Origin of the sequence: Microcystis sp. M144S2 (assembly GCF_020246065.1) — a bacterium.
Classification (GTDB): Bacteria; Cyanobacteriota; Cyanobacteriia; order Cyanobacteriales; family Microcystaceae; genus Microcystis; species Microcystis ichthyoblabe_A.
On the sequence record NZ_JADBTR010000037.1, the window covers coordinates 1 to 14,722 of the forward strand.

Here is a 14,722-nt window from a genome sequence, read left to right on the forward strand (position 1 = left end):
AAACTATCAACAACTCATGCTTGTAAAGCTTGTACAATAGGGCTTTGAGTTTTTGTTAGATTGATATTTATCAACTTTAGAGCATTGCTGGACAGAGAGGGAGCTTGGGGAATTTTCTACAGTGTAAGTTCGGAAGAACCGCAATTATTTGTAGGATGGGTTAGCGGTAGCGTAACCCATGCAGGCCGAGTGCCGATTACAATAACGATAGACTCCTATTATCTCTTTTAGCCAATTGTGGGGAGAAGGCGAGGGGAAAACTCGCCTATTTTCAGGGTTTATTGACCTTCCCGACCGATTTGACGCTCGATAGTTTCGATAGCGGCATTTAATCCCGCTAGACGGGTTTCGAGGTCGTCGCGCATCCATTTGAGGAATGTTAACTTACGCTCTTGGTATTCTTGGCGGGAAGTGCTGCCACAGGAATTGCTGCCACAAGTGTTAAAGAAAAAGGGAAACATAGACTAAGAGGCCTGCTATAACTCTACGTCTCCTATCTTGACGAAAATTTTCAAAAAAGTCTAACCGTTAAGTCGCCATAATAACCAGAGACCCAACCCAAAACCGAAAAAGTTAGGCAGCCAGGCAGCTAGGAAGGGGGAGAGGGTGGCGGTTAGTCCCAAGCTGCCGACAAGGAAGTTTAAAAGATAATAGAGGAAAACAATGGCGACACTGAGACCGAAACTGGTTCCCCGACTGATTCTTTGCGGTAGAGAACCCAAGGCACAACCTATGGTAGCAAAGACGATACAGACAAAGGGAAAGGCGATTTTTTGCTGGATTCGCACTTGAAAAAACCTGACTCTTTTCTCATCGCCACTGAGTTTGAGCAGTTGCACATATTCGATCGCCTGTGGTATGTTCATCTCGTAGGGATCGCGGCTTTGACGAGCAAAATCGAAAGCGGAGCGAGATAAAGCGATTTTTTCGGCTTTAAAGGGGATAACTTGGCTATAGGAGGCGTTAGGGGGGGTTAATTCATAGATAATGCCGTTAAAAAAGTCCCAGACGTTATCGACGGCATTCCAACGGGCCGAATCGGCGATAATAATTTGATTTAATTCTTCTTTTAGCCAACGGATAACGGTGACGGTTTTCATCTTTTCCCCGTCAAATTGTTCGGCATAAAATAAACTTCTTAAATTGCGATTAATCGTACCATTTTCTAGGGTTTTTATTTCATAATCGGGATAATAAAAGTCTTTATTTTTCCAAAAATTTGCTTCTTTATTAATTTTCTGCACTAAAATTTCTGTGGCTCGATAATTAGCATTGGGAACCACATATTCATTTAATAAAAATGTCACAACTGTAACTATTAAACTCAGGCAAAAAGTGGGTACAAAAAGACGGTAAAGAGTGACTCCACAGCTTTGTAGGGCAACGGTTTCACTATCACTACTTAAACGACCGTAGGTGATTAAAGTGGCCAGCAAAAGAGAAACTGGTAGGGAATAAGTGACAAATTCTGGCACTTTTAACAGGAGAATTTCTAGGGCCGATACAAGGGGTAGATTAGCATCAACTACCTGATTAGCCAAATCGGAAAGATTGCCGATCGCTACTCCCAAAGAGGCAAATAAACCAACACTAAATAAAAATGGGGGTAGTAGTTGGCTGATCAGATAGCGATCAATGAGGGCAATACCTCCATTTACCCAGTAAGAAATCTTTTTCTTAATCATTGATTTTGGTTAACTTACTCCTCTTTCATCCCATTTCCTAACCCGCAGCCGTCTTGCCTATCCCTTCGGTTAGCCTATCATATTTTGTCTTTGACGAAAAACACCGCCGGAAGTTGTATGATTGCGGGGAGAGTGGACAGAAGTAAGGATTTGGGTAAGTGTAGATAATTTTTCTGTTCCTATTCCCCGATCATCCCTAGGTGAATTATGCTGCTAAACTGGCAAACTTTTACTATTCATAAACGAGTACCTTTAACGATTAGTCGCGGCACTACCAGCGAAAATACTAATATCTGGCTGAAAATTAGCGAGGAAAATATCGAAGGTTGGGGAGAGGCATCCCCTTTTGATATTACCAGCGAGGAGAAAAAACCAGGTAAAATCCTGCAAGAATTAAACTCGATCGCTCCTATTTTACAATCTTTTCATCCCTGTCAACGCCAAGAAATTGAGAAAATTTTATGGCAAAATCAGATATCTTCGGCTACTCGTGCCGCTATTGACACCGCACTGCACGACTGGTTAGGCAAAAAAGCTAATTTACCTCTCTGGCAAATTTTTGGACTCGATCGCTCTTTAATTCCGCCGGTTTCTGTTACTATCGGTTTAAATGCTCCAGAAAATGTGGGGAAGAGGGTGTTAGATTGGCTAGAAATTGGCGATTTTAGCTTATTAAAAGTCAAATTAGGCTCACCAGACGGTATAGAAGCCGATCAAGCCATAATTCTGGCCATTAAAGAAATTGTCCCCCATTTGCCCCTAACTGTCGATGCTAATGGTGGTTGGACATTTAGGGATGCGGTGAAAATGTGCCAATGGTTAGAGGAAAAAGGCGTTATTTATGTGGAACAACCCCTATCCGTGGGACAAGAACGAGATTTAATTGATTTATACCAAAAATCGCCCCTACCTATCTTCGTCGATGAAAGCTGTTTTTCTAGTCAAGATATCCCGAAACTGGCCGATCGAGTCCACGGCATTAATATTAAACTAATGAAAGCTGGTGGATTAGCCGAAGTGCAGAGAATGATTCATATTGCCCAAGCTTGCCGACTGCAAATTATGTTCGGATGTTACTCTGACAGCAGTTTAGCCAATACTGCTCTAGCACATCTTGGCCCGCTTGTCAACTATCTTGACCTAGATAGTCATTTAAATTTACGCGATGATCCCTTCACGGGATTAAGCTTAGAAAAGGGACGTTTACAACCAAATAATTCACCCGGTTTGGGTGTTAGTTTACGGACAAAAGATGACTAATTATTTGACTCCTGATAAGAAAGTAGCGATTCTTCTCCACGAAGGAATTAAAGGAACTCGCGGCAAAACCGGATTAAGTTATCTGCGTTACGCGAAAGCGCAGGTAGTGGCGATTATTGACGCAGAAAGCGCCGGCAGCGCCTTAAAAGAAGTGGCCGGAATCGATCGCCCCTTGCCGATTGTTGCTACTGTTAGGGAAGCTCTAACCTATCATCCCGATACCCTGTTAATTGGCATCGCACCCTCAGGAGGCATTTTACCCCCCGATTGGCTAGAAGAAATCAAAGAGGCGGTAAATGCGGGTTTATCTCTCGTTAATGGTCTCCATACACCCCTAAAACCCCTTTTTCCTCAGCTTAAACCGGATCAATGGATTTGGGATATCCGTCTGGAACCCCAAGGCTTAAAAATTGGGCAAGCGCGGGCGAAAAATTTAACCTGTCAGCGTATTTTAACGGTAGGGACGGATATGAGTGTGGGCAAAATGTCCACTAGCATCGAATTACATCGGGCAGCTCAAGAAAAAGGGCTAAAATCGCAATTTTTAGCCACTGGACAGGGGGGAATTATGATCGCGGGAAAAGGTGTACCCTTGGATGCAGTGCGCGTCGATTATGCTGCTGGTGCGATCGAGGCTTTGGTGTTAGAATCGGCAGAAAATAACGATATTCTGTTTATTGAGGGTCAAGGTTCTCTTTTGCACCCTGGATCCACCGCTACCTTGCCCTTAATGCGTGGCAGTCAACCAACGGGGTTAATTCTCGTCCATCGTGCCGGACAAATTCATATCAAAGATTTACCCGATATTCTCATCCCTCCCCTAACGGAAGTGATTAAACTCTACGAAATGACTGCCAGCGCTGGGGGAAGTTTTGGGGAGGTGAAGGTAAAGGGGATTAGTTTAAATACTTTTCATCTTAGTCCGGAGGCGGCAGTTAAAGCTATAGAAACTGTGCAGGAGGAAACGGGGTTATTTTGTACCGATGTTGTCCGTTTTGGCGGTCAAGGGTTATTATCAGTGATCAGTGATCAGTAAACAGTGATCACTGATCAGTTAATGACTCCTGTTATTCTAAAAACGGCGATAGATGGGGAGTTTTGCCTTGCTAAATCAGCAAATAGGGATAAAATCAAAACAAATTAGTTTTTCGGCGACCATATCATGTTAACCCCATCGGATAGTAAATTATCTAAGCAGCAGCAGATTCTCTCGGCTGTTTCCGAAGAAGAACAGCTTAAACAGCAACGGATTCAGGAAGTGCTATTGTTAATAGATAGTTTATTCCAAAGAGAGGAAACGACTTTTAGAATTATCATCGACTGTCTTTACGATGTGGGTTCGTTAAATTTAATTAATAAAAAGTTTCATCGTCGTTACTTAAATTTTATTATGAAAGCGATCGCTCGTTTTTCTAAGCCTATATTCAGAATTTATGCTCTCTATTGGGTGAAAAAAAATAGCCCCAAATTAATTACTAATTGGTTGGCTAGTAAGGTTAAATTCTAGATCGATCCCCCCTTAATCCCCCCTTGATAAGGGGGAAACTGACGATTTTTAACACCTAACTACTTATAAACCCCAGAGGCGGTAAACAGCAAACAGTGAACAGTGACTAACCACTGATAACTGATAACTGATAACTGATAACTGATATAGCGTTTCTCATCAAGATGAAGTATAAGCTAATCTGATCCTGTCTCCTGACTCCCCAAAACGAAGACTTCGTACCTCACTATTAAGATATAGGGACTAAATTTGCACCTGTCTGAGATGACGACGGGGATCGGTGGTACGCTGAGATTTAATTTTCTCGTATAATTCCCGTTCGATCGCCGTTAATTCTTTGGGAGTATCGATAACAATTTTGACTAATTGATCGCCGCGTTGTCCTTTATTATCGATCCAACCTTTGCTGCGTAAGCGCAGGGATTGACCGGAACGAATACCGGCGGGAACTTTTACCGTCACCAGGCCATCAGGGGTAGGAACTTCGATCGCTGTGCCTAAAACCGCCTCATCGGGGGTAATCGGCACTTCACAGGTTAAATTATCGCCTTCAAAAGCAAAGAAAGGATGGGGTTCTAATTCCACATCGAGAAATAGATCTCCCCGTTGTTTACTCAAGGGATCGATTAGTCCTTTACCCCGTACCCGGAGACGATTACCGGTTTTAGTTCCTGGGGGGATTTTGATATCGATCATTTCTCCGGCTAAATTAACCCGTTTTTGTACTCCTCGTAAAGCTTCCGCAAAACTCAGACGTAGTTTAGCGGTGGAGATGCCAGAAGTGACGGATTGCGGTGCAGTACGAGAGCCGGCAAAGTCGTTAAAATTGCTAAAATCGCCAAATCCTCTCCCCGGAGTCCCGTAGGAATGGGAACCGGGGCGAGTACCGCCGGAGCGCCCCATGCGACCGAGCAGTTCATTGATAAAATCATCAAAGGTGTTGTACTGGCTAAAGTCAAAACCGTCCGAACCAAAGTCAACCCCCCCATTACCCGGCCAATTTGATCGCCCGGCCTGTTGCCAATATTGTCCAAATTGATCGTATTTTTGGCGTTTTTCGCTATCGGAGAGGACTTCGTAAGCTTCACTAATTTCTTTAAAACGTTCTTCGGCGCTTTTATCGTTAGGATTGCGATCGGGGTGATATTTGACGGCTAATTTACGAAAAGCTTTTTTAATTTCTTCAGCACTGGCAGTTTTACCTACTCCCAGAACGGCATAATAATCTTTATAATCTGCGGCAGGCATCGATACGCTATCTCCTTAGCAATGAGGATTCAGTCGGGATATTCCTAATCTAACTTAATTTTATCGTTGATCACTGAAAGGGAAATTGCCGACGACGACGATACCAAGTTCCCACACCTACTAACAGAGCAATAAGGGTAAAAGCCACCATTAGGGGCAATATATCGCCTTTTCCCAAAGATTTTAAACCCGCACCCATCATGACAAAGGGTAAAATTCCGGGGACAGTGCCTAATAAAGTACCGATGAAATAATCGCGAAAACGGATAGAAGTTAATCCCGCAACAAAGTTAACGATACCGTAGGGAATAATCGGTAATAGACGGATAGCAAACATATAAAATAGGCCGCCTTGCTGCATTTCTGCATCGATCGCTTGCCATTTTCCCTGAAATTTTTTGGCGGTATATTCCCGGCCGATAGTACGGGTAAAAGCAAAGGCAACTATAGCGGCCACCAAAGCGGCGATCGTTGTCCAAACTGTTCCCATAACTACCCCAAAGATAGCCCCACCACTGAGGTTTAATGGGGTAGAAGGCAGGATTAAAATTGTCCCGATCGTATAGAGAATAATATACAAAATGGGGGCCATAATTCCCATTTGTTTTAACCAGATCTGTAATTGTTGGGAGTCGATACCACCGAGCAGATAAACTCCGATCGCCGTGGCGATAATACAAATTATGGTTAGGATAATAACACTACTTTTAGTTTTAGACATTTAACGGTAATTTTGGGCTAAGTGCGGGTTATAAAACATAAGATGCAGCCGGGGTCAATATTTCCCTATTGCCAAAAATATAGCAGAAATCGGCTAAGAATCGCTCTCGATCTCAATATTAGCGGGCTGCCCTATCTGTCCCCAAATTACCCCCGATATCGCTGTGGGTAGTTCAGTTAATCTCCTCGCAAACCACGATCGAAAAACCATTGACTTTGTAGTTATCGGCAATTACTGTCCCTTGATCCACAGACCAACAATTATAATCGGTTTCTGCCCAAGCTGCCGTGTCAATAATTCTTAGCCAACGATAATTATTCGATGACGGGGGAAGACGAAAATCCACTGGCAGATAATACATATTAATTAACACCAAAAAATCGTGATCACCGACGGCACTACCATCAATTAAAAACCAAATACAGCGATCATCGGCAGTTAAATCGCTAACCCCATCGGTTTTTTTAAATAAATAGGTGACATCATTGCCTGCATCGAGAACCATATCGCCATAGCGGCGCTGTTTTAGTGCTATATGATTGTTTCTTAAGTGAGCAATATAAGCGGCAAAAATAAATAAAGGATTGTGTTCTTCTTGATTAGTTCCCGTGCCAAAATTATTGTGATAAGCTTCCCGATAACCCGTGGGCAGTAGATGGGGTGAACGGGTGGCAATCATATCATAATTATTCCAAGTAGCCACACTATCAATATTGTAGGGATTATTATTACCATTTTGGCTGCGGCCAAATTCATCACCCCAGACAGTCATGGGAACACCGCGAGATAAAAATTGAATCGTCCAAAAGTTGCGTAATCTTTGGCGACGTAAGGCCTGATCACCCCCAGAATCCCAAGAATCGTTATTAGTATTGCCGCCATCGGAAGGACCAAAAGGCCAGGGAGTAAGGTTATTTTTGTGGTTATAACTGACCAAATCCATCAGGGTAAAACCATCGTGGGCAACAATAAAACTGATCGATTTTTGTGGTCCGCCTTGGTCGTTAAAATTGCAATAATCTCCGTTCACCTGTTCGATGAATTTAAAAGTATTACCATCTCCCTTTAAAAAACGCCGAATTGCATCGCGATAACGGCCATTCCACTCGCCCCAACCCGATGGGAAATTCCCCACTTCGTAACCCCAGATATCCCAAGATTCGGCGATCATTTCCGCATCGTATTTCTTGCCTAATTTCTCGATCTTTTCTAACAAAGTATGTTTAGGGAAGAATTGTTTTTGTTTGCCCCGATCTTCTCGTTGATGACTAGAAGGAGTTCGGCCGAGGACGGGGGCCAGATCAAAACGAAAACCATCAACTCCCATGGTTTCTAACCAATAGGTGAGGGAATCAAGAACCAGATTACAGGTGACAATATGGGAAAAGTTTAATTGATTTCCGCAGCCTGTCGCCCCATCGAGTAGATAATGTTCGTCGGTGAGTTGATAGTATTCCACCACATCAAAACCACCAAAACTAACAAATCCGGTGACATCGTTGCTGCCCCAATTGCCCCCTTCTCCGGTGTGATTATAGACCACATCGAGATAAACTTCCATGCCTTGGTCGTGGAAAGCTTTGACCATGGCCTTAAATTCTCTGGTGGGTCCCCCGGGGGAGCGATCATAAGCATAACGGCGATCGGGGGCGAAATAACCAAAGGTCATGTAACCCCAATAGTTACCGCTGGGGCGATCGTCGGGGTTATTATCGTTAGCGGTTTCCTGGACTGGTAAGAGTTCGATCGTGGTAAATCCCAGCGCTTTCAGGTATTTGGCCATATAGCCGGCCCCCGCGTAAGTTCCTCTGTACTGGTCAGGAACGTTAGCCACTTCCTCAAAACCCTTAACTCCCTTGAGAATATCTTCTAAACGACTAGCGGAGGGGTGATTGCTTAAACCGCGCACATGGGCCTCATAAATGATCGCTTTTTCGGCACCCAGACGGGGACGAATCCCGGTGGAAGTCCCATCCAGAGCGATCACAATGCCTTTGGGCGACCATTTACCCGTATCGTATTGCCGCTGGATCACTCCTTTGTAGTTCCCCCCTCCCGTGGCATACATTCCCGCATTTTCTCCGGCCGCGATCATGGCCGGGGTTTCCAGGTCGTGGGAAAGTTCTCGCGCGTAGGGATCGAAGAGGACTTTATTGGGGTTAAAACGATGGCCAAAATCGTCCACATCTGCCCGAAAACCAGCGTTACTATGGCCTCTTTGCCATTTTTGATCAAATTGCCAATTGGGACCCCAACAGCGAAAAGCGTAGTAACTGCCGTGGGGAATACTGGCGATTTTTGCCCGCCACGTATCATCCTTTGGGTTTTTTGTCAACCAGTAATCATACTTAGCGTTTTCTCCCGTCGGGCGATCGTAGATTTCCAGAAGAATCTGACTGGCATTTTTAGAATAGACGGCAAAGGTGACACTATCGCTCCGATAATGCGCCCCGAGGGGATAGGTGGCATCGGCCCAGAGATGGCTATCTAGGGGGGCATAATTACCAGATTGGGGATGATTTTGACCGAGCGCTGGTAACATAAATTGGCGGGGTAATATCGCCTTTGATAATAGACATTTTTCGCTCAAAGAAATAAGAAAAAAATCTAAAGCTTGCTCCAAAAAAAAACGGCTATGCAATTCCTAGTAACTACTTAAATAATTTTCCTCTCTAAAGCCAGAATTGACAATCATCTTCTAATAAACTAGGATAAATTCCTTGTAAGCGTCGATAAGCAATAATGTCCGCTCCATACAAAGGGATAGGTAAACGGGGATCTTTGAGAGAACCATAGTGGAGTAAAGTTAATTTTAACGTGGTGTCAACTAACTGTTTTAAATTTACTTGCTCTCCTAATTCATGAACTTTTAATCGCAAGGGACGAGGAACACCAATTTTTTCAGAAACTTGGGACGTTATCAGGATAACTTCCCGATTTGATAAAGCTAAAGCTAATCCTTTGGAGGGAGCATTTATCTGTTTTTGCTGAAGATTATAAAGTCTAGGAATGCCAGTCTTATAACATTCTACGAGAATAAATTTAGCATTAATTGCTCTAGCTCTTGCCAGTAAATTGTCAACCTCCTTTCCTTGAAATTTACCATCTCTGTAAATGAGAACTGTCTGATTTTTTAGTTCAGCTTGCGGTAAAAAATTTTCCAGCATACGTTGAGGAATTTCTTCTCCCTCGGTTAAACTATCTTCTACCCGACAGCGAACAAATTCTCCCTGTTTTCCATATAGTCGCACACTTGCACAAACATTGAGACTCCCCGGCAGATTTTTTTTAGGCTTCCTTCCCACATCTAAACCAATAAAATAATCGGCAATTTCTAGAGGTTCAGCAAGAACATAGGGTAAATTTCCTAGTTTGGCTAGGATCCCTGGGACAACTTGATGGAGAATATTATTATATTGACCCTTATTATTTAAAGTTTTCTCATAAATCATTTGAGTCATAACTCCACGCTCCAAGAACTTTTTTTTAATCCAGGAATATAAACTTCCTTCTTCAGTATTATCAGCATTGCGATCTTCTTGAGGAAGAAATACTAAAGCAATATCTACAGGAATTTCTCCTCGAATTAATTGATTAACTGCTTCTTCCAGTCTGGCTCTTTTTTCAAATCCTACACCTTCAACAGAGAAATTTATTTGATTCTCTGCTGGCAAAATAGTTTCAAATTTATAAAGTTTTAATCGCTTTTCTAATTGTTCTCTAAAATCTCCCACTTTCAAATTAGATGGTTTCAGAATAGCTAAACGAATTTTACGAGCATGATCCTCATATTCTCGATGACGTTGATATACACCCCCCTTCGACAATCCTTTGAGAGTTTCTCTTTTTTCTCCCCTTTCTCCCTTACCAAATAAGATAGGAGTTTGCTCAAGAGAAATAGAAGGAGTCCAAAAGAAGTCGGGATTTTCCCTGCTGTTAATACTTCTTTCTCTTAACTGAAATCCAAAGTTATTTAAAGTCTTTTGTGCTTCCTGTTTATACAACTTTAATAGTTCTTGTCGTTCAGCATAGAAGATTTTTGTTTTCTTTAATAACTCTCCGTAATTAACTTGAAATAAACTCTCATCCTTATCTGTCATACAGGGTTTTAAAGCTGCCAATGGATAAATATACTCCTTGGGATTTTTGCCAAATTGTACCGCCACCACTGGCTGCCCCAGATGAGCTTCTTCTAATTTTCTTCGACTAATTGAACCCGTAGCTTTTGTTAATAGTTCCTCTCTTTTTTCCCCAATTGTACCCGCTATTTTAATAATTTTAGCTGTCCCATTAGTTTCTATAGTTTTAACCTTTAAACCTACTAATAATTTAGCGGCATCTTGTCTATAGGGATGATTTTCATAAAACTGTTCTAAATCTCCACTATAGACAATACTACTTTCAAGAGTTAAACAAATAGCTGGATCGGTGTCATTGATGATTTCTGCCCAAAAGTTAACTTCTCTCCTTACCTGTACTTGGTTTTCACTTATCTGACTATCTTTGGGAAAAACTATTGGATAGGAAAATTTACCAAATATTTTCAGAATTCTAACTGCTAATTGTGCTGTAACTAAAGCTGTTATCTGCCAGTCTTTTAGCCAATGAATAGAATAATAGTGATCGCCAATATCTTCTCGTAAAACCTCTTGAATATCTGATAAAGCTTCTTTCCACTGTTGTGGAGAGGGAAGAGATTTTTCCTCTTTAGCTAATACCCAAAAACAATGATCTTCAAAAATAACCACCACATCGGGAAACTTATGACTGAATTGCCAACTAAACCGATTACCTATTTTTCTAGTAACTTGATGATTAAGCTTAAAACAATTTAAACAATTATTCTTGAGAGTTAAGGAACTAATTTCACTCAAAAATATTGGAGAGTTGGCTGTTTTAGTTTCTGTGTAATTCATGATCTAAACCTCCTTATTTGCATAATCACAAATCGATGTAAAAGGACAATAACTACAGGCATAGCCACTTTGGGGCGGGAAAATATGATAAAAATCTTCGGGGTGATCTTTATATTTTTTTAGTTGTTGTTGATGTTTTTTGGACAGGGAAGCTAGTTCGATTTTAACTGCTTCTATTGCCTCGGAAGACAGGGAGATATTTTCTGAGCTTGTTTGGGTTTCTAAATTGTAAAAAGAAGCGACAATTTTTTTATGAGGATAACGGTAACTAGCCGCCAGTAAATAAATATGAGCCTGACGACGATCAAAATTAGATTGACCAGTTTTCAAATCTAAAATATGTATAGTGTCATCAGCTTCTCTGAAAATACAATCAAAGGCAGCGGACAAATTAAACCGATAGTTACCTTGCTCGATAACAATAGGTTCTGGATAACCTTCATCGCCTCTAGATAAATTAATAATCTCTTGATTCAATAAAATTGGTTGTTGATAGTAATTGTTTAAAATTACTAAAACCCTGGCTTTAATTTCTGGAGATTCTTGATTTAATTGCAGGATTTCTGCCACTTGTTCCACCCCATCGGTATCAGATAATCTCACCGACTCTTGATGAAACTCAAAAACTCCTCGTTGTGCCAACTTACCAATTTTTTGCGGTTGATTATCTTGTGATAGTAATCTTTGGACTTCTGGTTCTTTGTTTCGCGCTTTTTCAAACCCCCGTTTTGTCTGACAATGCCAATTCTCATAGCCAATCGCTGGTTTTAGCGATCGCCAAAGACTATAGCTGATCGGAGGATACCAAGGCTTTTTGGGAAACTGGCAGGACACGATTTTTCCCCTCAGTCAGGATAATGCTAGGATGATACGGCAGTGTTTGCTCTGGTGTTGACTAAAATAATCAACGCCGATGAACTAACTCTAGCCTATGTTGACTGAAATAGTCAACCCTTGATATAATTTTTTTGGGCGGTTGGGAGAAAAGCAGTGTCAGAAACATTTGGACAGGTTATCCGCAAAGCTCGTCGAGAGGAGGAATATAGTCAGAGAGAACTAGCTAAGTTGATTGGGGTGGACTATACCTATCTATCGAAGCTAGAAAATGATCATGCGGGTTATCCTCCTAGTCAGCAGGTTATTGAGTCCTTAGCGACTCATTTAAAATTAAATGCTCAAACATTAGGGGAATTGGCAGGACGAATTAGTTCAGATGATCAAAAAGTCTTCAAAGAGTTAGTTCAAAAATACCAACAAATGCCAATTTTATTGCGTCGCATGAAAGACAATCCTAATTTTGCCAAAAAAATTATTTCTGAGGCGACAAAATTAGAACCAGAGGAGTAAATATCTTGGATATTATTAAACCCTATAGTTTTATTCCCAAAGCAGTGATTGAAGCTCAGGCAGACAATATTCTGAAGAAAGTAAAAGCTAATCGTCGTCGTCCCTTAAAAAATTGCGATATTTCGGAAGCAGCGGCTGATTATTTTGATTTGGCTATTGAATGGACGGACATAAAGCCAGATAAGGAGGGAGAAATCGCCGCGATGATTATTCCCACAGAAAAGAAAATTATTCTTAATGAAGATGTAAAATTCTTAAGAGATTCCCAAAATTCATCCCTAGCAAAAGAGGGTTTTAAAAATTCGAGTTTAGCCCATGAAATTGGTCATTTTGTCCTTCATATTAATCAAACGGCTGTCTCTAACTTTTTGGATCGAATCCATCAGGGAGATTCCTTAGAGACAATTCAACCTTTTCTGTGTCGGACAGTTGATTCTAGCCAAAGAATTGAATGGCAAGCCCAATATTTTGCCAGTTGTTTACTAATGCCGATGAGTGAGTTAGAGAAAGCCATCAAGGGCCGTGACTTGACTAAATGGGGACATCTGTATGCGATCGCCGACGAGTTGGGAGTAACTATTACTAATCTTAGAAGTCGTTTAGAAAGTCTCCATTGGATTAAAGTCGATAAAAAAGTAATTTACCCAAGCAGTAATTTTCCCAAGAAATAGCTTCAATGTTCCGGGGGAGATTTTGCCTATCTCGAGCGACTTATTTACTCATAATTTCGGCGGTTTGCGAGTTAGGAATCGGTTCAAAGTTGTGGTCGTCAGCCAGATATTCTGGATAGGTGGAGAATTGGGGTAGTATTTCTAGGGTAAAAGCTTCGGCCGCTTTTGAGCGATAACGATTCGGGTTAATAATTACCGATAAAGTGCGCCTCACTTCCACATCTTTAATTCTGGTAGCGTGGATCACGCCCATTTGTAGTTCTTTTTCGATCGCTGTCACCGAGACAAAAGCCGCCCCTAAACCGGATTGTACGGCATTTTTAATCGCCTCGATCGAGTTAAGTTCCATCTCCACTTTTAAGCGTTTGGTATCGATCTCGCAACGAGTTAAAACCTTATCAATGACTTTGCGAATCGTCGATTGGGAATCGAGGGTGATAAATTTTAGTCGATATAAATCCTCTTTTTGAATCATTTCTACCTTAGACAGAGGATGAAAAATAGGCAGGACTAAAGCCAGTTCATCGTCTGCGTAGGGGATAATCCGCAGGGTTTCTTGTAATTCGGCGGGAACTTCTCCCCCGATAATGGCTAAATCCACTTGACCGTTAAAAACACCCCAAGAGGTGCGACGGGTGGAATGAACTTGTAGCTGTACGGATACTTCTGGGTATTTTTGCCGAAACAGTCCGATCATGCGGGGAAGAAGATAAGTCCCCGTGGTTTGGGAAGCACCGATGATTAGGGTTCCCCCTTGCAGATTTTGTAGATCTTCGATCGCCCGACAGGTTTCTTGACAGAGAGTGATAATTTTTTCGCCGTAGTTTAAGAGTAGGTGTCCCGCTTCTGTTAATTGAGCTTTCCGACCCCCTCGGTCAAATAACGGCACATTTAGCTGTTTTTCGAGGTTTTGTACCTGAAGACTGACCGCCGGTTGGGATACATACAGGGTATCTGCCGCCCGTTTAAAGCTTCCTTCGGCGGCGATCGCTTTGAGAATTCTCAGTTGGTCTAGGGTGAAAGGAATGTCGGTCATAGAAAGCCTCAAAAAGAGCGACAGGAGAAGGGGAGGGCAATAGCGACAAATCTTAAGCCAGTGCAGATAAATACACTGAATTGACAGTACCACACCACGGGGATCAATGCTTCAGCTAGTTCGATGATCGGTTATTTTAGTCCTCAGCCCTGAATCAGTAATCAGTTACCAGTTATCAGATGCGAGTTATCAGTAGACCTCTTGCATAAATCCGAAAACAAACGATAGAAACAATAATGGGAGGGACTTTCAGTTAATTATTTATTAGTAGTTGATAATCTTCAAAAATGTTGCTGTACAAGGATCGACTTAAGACTTTTGCAAGAGGTCT

General features: G+C 41.8%; 13 protein-coding genes. 5 read left to right on the plus strand and 8 right to left on the minus strand.

The features are described 5' to 3' along the window. Positions 1-278: 278 nt before the first annotated feature. Both IM462_RS04790 and IM462_RS04795 read right to left on the minus strand, forming a co-directional pair. On the minus strand, positions 279-461 hold the full coding sequence (locus tag IM462_RS04790) for a hypothetical protein (RefSeq protein WP_024970489.1): 183 nt from the start codon (positions 459-461) through the stop codon (positions 279-281). 60 nt (positions 462-521) lie between these two features. Next, positions 522-1,685, minus strand: a complete 1,164-nt coding sequence (locus tag IM462_RS04795; RefSeq protein ID WP_287704630.1) for an LptF/LptG family permease — start codon at positions 1,683-1,685, stop codon at positions 522-524. Positions 1,686-1,892: 207 nt separating this feature from the next. Between IM462_RS04795 and IM462_RS04800 the strand changes: the two genes are divergently transcribed. The 3 genes from IM462_RS04800 to IM462_RS04810 all read left to right on the plus strand — a co-directional run bounded on the left by IM462_RS04800 (position 1,893) and on the right by IM462_RS04810 (position 4,452). Then, the gene (locus IM462_RS04800; protein ID WP_287704632.1) at positions 1,893-2,945 is read left to right on the plus strand and encodes a dipeptide epimerase; all 1,053 of its coding nucleotides are present in this window, start codon (positions 1,893-1,895) and stop codon (positions 2,943-2,945) included. Then, a complete protein-coding gene (locus IM462_RS04805; protein ID WP_287704634.1) occupies positions 2,938-3,981 on the plus strand; it encodes an N-acetyltransferase DgcN family protein in 1,044 nt (347 codons plus the stop codon). Before IM462_RS04800 ends, IM462_RS04805 begins: the two co-directional genes overlap by 8 nt. Before the next feature lie 126 nt (positions 3,982-4,107). Beyond that, positions 4,108-4,452 carry a hypothetical protein gene (locus tag IM462_RS04810; protein WP_002781516.1) on the plus strand — a complete coding sequence of 115 codons (345 nt, stop codon included), beginning with the start codon at positions 4,108-4,110 and terminating at the stop codon, positions 4,450-4,452. 243 nt (positions 4,453-4,695) lie between these two features. Here IM462_RS04810 and IM462_RS04815 read toward each other — a convergent pair whose 3' ends face one another. The 5 genes from IM462_RS04815 to IM462_RS04835 form a co-directional block, all read right to left on the minus strand. Next, positions 4,696-5,700, minus strand: a complete 1,005-nt coding sequence (locus tag IM462_RS04815; RefSeq protein WP_287704636.1) for a DnaJ C-terminal domain-containing protein — start codon at positions 5,698-5,700, stop codon at positions 4,696-4,698. A 70-nt stretch (positions 5,701-5,770) separates the two neighbouring features. After that, positions 5,771-6,421 (minus strand): TVP38/TMEM64 family protein, encoded by a 651-nt coding sequence (locus tag IM462_RS04820; protein WP_287704638.1) that lies wholly within the window; start codon positions 6,419-6,421, stop codon positions 5,771-5,773. Between the two features lie 172 nt (positions 6,422-6,593). After that, positions 6,594-8,963 carry a glycogen debranching protein gene (locus IM462_RS04825; protein WP_287704640.1) on the minus strand — a complete coding sequence of 790 codons (2,370 nt, stop codon included), beginning with the start codon at positions 8,961-8,963 and terminating at the stop codon, positions 6,594-6,596. Between the two features lie 130 nt (positions 8,964-9,093). After that, the gene (locus IM462_RS04830) at positions 9,094-11,337 is read right to left on the minus strand and encodes a Piwi domain-containing protein (RefSeq protein ID WP_287704642.1); all 2,244 of its coding nucleotides are present in this window, start codon (positions 11,335-11,337) and stop codon (positions 9,094-9,096) included. A 3-nt stretch (positions 11,338-11,340) separates the two neighbouring features. Continuing rightward, a complete protein-coding gene (locus IM462_RS04835; RefSeq protein ID WP_287704644.1) occupies positions 11,341-12,171 on the minus strand; it encodes a PD-(D/E)XK nuclease family protein in 831 nt (276 codons plus the stop codon). A gap of 156 nt (positions 12,172-12,327) precedes the next feature. Between IM462_RS04835 and IM462_RS04840 the strand changes: the two genes are divergently transcribed. Both IM462_RS04840 and IM462_RS04845 read left to right on the plus strand, forming a co-directional pair. Next, positions 12,328-12,684, plus strand: coding sequence for a helix-turn-helix domain-containing protein (locus IM462_RS04840; protein ID WP_151696877.1), 357 nt, complete (start codon positions 12,328-12,330; stop codon positions 12,682-12,684). A gap of 5 nt (positions 12,685-12,689) precedes the next feature. Continuing rightward, a complete protein-coding gene (locus tag IM462_RS04845) occupies positions 12,690-13,355 on the plus strand; it encodes an ImmA/IrrE family metallo-endopeptidase (protein WP_287704648.1) in 666 nt (221 codons plus the stop codon). A gap of 40 nt (positions 13,356-13,395) precedes the next feature. Here IM462_RS04845 and IM462_RS04850 read toward each other — a convergent pair whose 3' ends face one another. Continuing rightward, a complete protein-coding gene (locus IM462_RS04850) occupies positions 13,396-14,391 on the minus strand; it encodes a LysR family transcriptional regulator (RefSeq protein ID WP_002747787.1) in 996 nt (331 codons plus the stop codon). Positions 14,392-14,722: the final 331 nt, after the last annotated feature.